Genomic DNA, 2,963 nt, shown 5'->3' with positions numbered 1-2,963 from the left:
GGTGTGATCAAGATGGTGAAGGCGATCGAGCACGGGCTGCTGCCCGCGTCGCTGCACGTGGACGCGCCCAGCGAGCACGTCGACTGGGACGGCGCGGGCGTGGAACTCCTGACGGAGCACACGCCCTGGCCGCGGCTGGAGCGTCCGCGCCGCGCCGCGGTCTCGGCGTTCGGCATCTCCGGCACCAACGCCCACGTGGTACTGGAGCAGCCGCCGGCCGAGCAGGAGACGGCCGTGCGGGAGGACGACGAGCAGCCGGCCCCCGGCATGGTGCCGTGGGTGCTGTCGGCCCGTTCCGCACCCGCCCTGCGCGCACAGGCCGCCAACCTCGCCGAGGCGGTACGCGCCGCCGGCGACGCGGCCGACCCCGCCGCCGTCGCCCGGGCACTGATCACCCGTGCTCGCTTCCAGCACCGCGCCGTCCTGCTGGCAGACGACCCGGCCGAGTTCGCCGGACTGCTCGACGGCCTCGCCGCGGGGTCCCTGACCGAGCGCGGTGCGCAGGGCTCCGTCACTGCCCGGGATGTGCGTCCGGTGTTCGTGTTCCCGGGGCAGGGGTCGCAGTGGGTGGGGATGGCGGTGGAGTTGCTGGGTGCTTCGCCGGTGTTCGCGGAGCGGATGGCGGAGTGCGGGCGGGCTCTGGCGCCTCATGTGGAGTGGTCGTTGCTGGATGTGGTGCGGGGTGTGGAGGGTGCGCCGTCGTTGGAGCGTGTCGATGTGGTGCAGCCGGTGTTGTTCGCGGTGATGGTGTCGCTGGCGTGGGTGTGGCGGTCGTACGGTGTGGAGCCGGCGGCGGTGGTGGGGCATTCGCAGGGTGAGATCGCGGCGGCGTGTGTGGCGGGGGCGTTGTCCCTGGAGGACGCGGCGCGTGTGGTGGCGTTGCGCAGTCGTGCGTTGCTGCGGCTGGCCGGTACCGGCGGCATGGTCTCCGTGTCCCTTCCGGCGGCGGAACTGGAACGGCGGCTGGAGAGCCGTTCCGGAGCCGTCTCGGTCGCGGCCGTCAACGGACCGACGTCCGTCGTCGTGGCCGGGGACGTCGCCGCGCTCGACGCCCTGACGGCCGAACTCGACGCCGACGGGGTACGCGCCCGCCGCATCCCGGTCGACTACGCCTCGCACTCCGCCCATGTCGAGGAACTCCGCGAGGAACTGCTCGAGATCCTCGCGCCGATCCGGCCGAGGGCAGCGCGGGTGCCGTTCTTCTCGACGGTCGACTGCGCCTTCAAGGACACCTCCGGGCTCGACGCCGAGTACTGGTACACCAACCTGCGGCGGACGGTACGCATGGAGGAGGCCGTCCGGGCCCTGGCCGACGCCGGCTTCAGCCACTTCGTGGAGTCCAGCCCGCACCCGGTGCTGACGGTCGGTGTCGAGGAGACCCTGGCCGGCCTCGGCGCCCAGGCCGCGGACGCTCCGGTCCTGTCGACACTGCGACGCGGCGAGGGCGGCCCCGACCGCTTCCTGCTCTCCCTCGCCGAAGCCTTCGTGGGCGGCCTGCCCGTCGACTGGTCCCGCACCCTGCCGAAGGGCGGCCGCGGCACCTTCGACCTGCCGACCTACCCCTTCCAACGGGAACGCTACTGGCTGGACGCCACCGCCGGGACGGCCGATGTGACGGCCGCCGGCCTGGACACGGCCGACCATCCGCTGCTGGGCGCGGTCGTCCCGCTCGGCGACGGCAGCGGCGTGCTGCTGACCGGCAGGATCGCCCTGCACACCCACCCGTGGCTGGCCGACCACGGCGTGTCCGGCACCGTCCTCCTCCCCGGCACCGCCTTCCTGGAGATGCTGGTCCGGGCCGGCGAGGCCACCGGAGCCGACCGGGTCGACGACCTCACGCTGGTCGCCCCGCTCCCGCTGCCCGAGACCGGAGGCGTCGCGGTGCAGGTGGCCGTGTCCGAAGCGGACGACGCGGGACGCCGTGCCGTCACGGTGTACGCCCGCCCGGACTCCGCCGACGCCGACGCGGAGTGGACCCTGCACGCCACCGGCGCCCTGGACCGCACGGACGGCACGCCGCAGCCGTCGGGCACCCTCGCGGGCGCCTGGCCGCCACCCGGCGCGGCCCCGGTCGACCTCACGGACGCCTACGGGCGGTTGCGGGCACTCGGCTACGAGTACGGCGCGTCCTTCCAGTGCCTGCACCGGCTGTGGCGGCAGGACGACGACCTGTTCGCCGAGGTACGGCTGACGCCGGAGGGGCAGCGCGAGGCGGAGCGCTTCGCCGTCCACCCGGCCCTGCTGGACGCCGCCCTGCACCCGCTGGCCATGGGCGAACTGGGCGAGCCGCGGCCGGGGGCGCTGCCGTTCTCCTGGTCGGGTGTGTCCGTGCACGCCGTCGGTGCCGCGGTGCTCCGGGTCCGGCTGAGTCCCGCCACCGGTGACGCGGCGTCCATCGAGATCGCCGACGCGCTCGGCGCGCCGGTCGCCTCCGTAGAGTCCCTCGTGCTGCGCGAGACGGCGGGGAGCGGCCGGCCCGCCCCGGAGCGCCGGCTGCCGCTGTTCGACGTGGACTGGCAGCCGCTCGCCGCGCCCGGAACCGGACACGACGTCTCCGGCTGGGCGCTGCTCGGAGCCGACCCCCTGCGCCTCGGCTCCATGGGCCGGGGCGGCACCCTGCGCCAGGTGGCCGACCTCGACGCCCTCGCGGACACCGGCCGGACCGCACCCGACCCCCAGGTCGTGCTCTGGCAGGCGGTGCCGCCGGCGCCCGGCCGCGCCGGAGAACCCGAACCACCGGAAGCCACCCAGGAACTCCTGGAGCACGCCCTGTCCTTGGTGCGGGGCTGGTTGGCGGATGAGCGGTGGGTGTCGTCGCGGTTGGTGGTGGTGACGCGGGGTGCGGTGGGGCCTGGTGGTGTGTCGGGCGTGGGTGGTTTGGCGGGTGCGGGGGTGTGGGGGCTGTTGCGGAGTGTGCAGTCGGAGCATCCGGGGCGGTTCGTGTTGGTGGATGTGGACGGTGA

At 74.6% G+C, this 2,963-nt stretch carries 1 protein-coding gene; it reads left to right on the top strand.

Annotated features, from left to right (window positions below; translation table 11 throughout):
• Window positions 1-12: 12 nt before the first annotated feature.
• The coding region (locus AB0947_RS42705; RefSeq protein ID WP_366755744.1) for a type I polyketide synthase at window positions 13-2,963 on the top strand (2,951 nt) is incomplete at its 3' end.

Source organism: Streptomyces sp. NPDC047841, assembly GCF_040704085.1.
Classification (GTDB): Bacteria; Actinomycetota; Actinomycetes; order Streptomycetales; family Streptomycetaceae; genus Streptomyces; species Streptomyces argyrophylli.
Note: the sequence above shows the minus strand (reverse complement) of the source record. Positions and strands in the feature narration are given on the sequence as shown.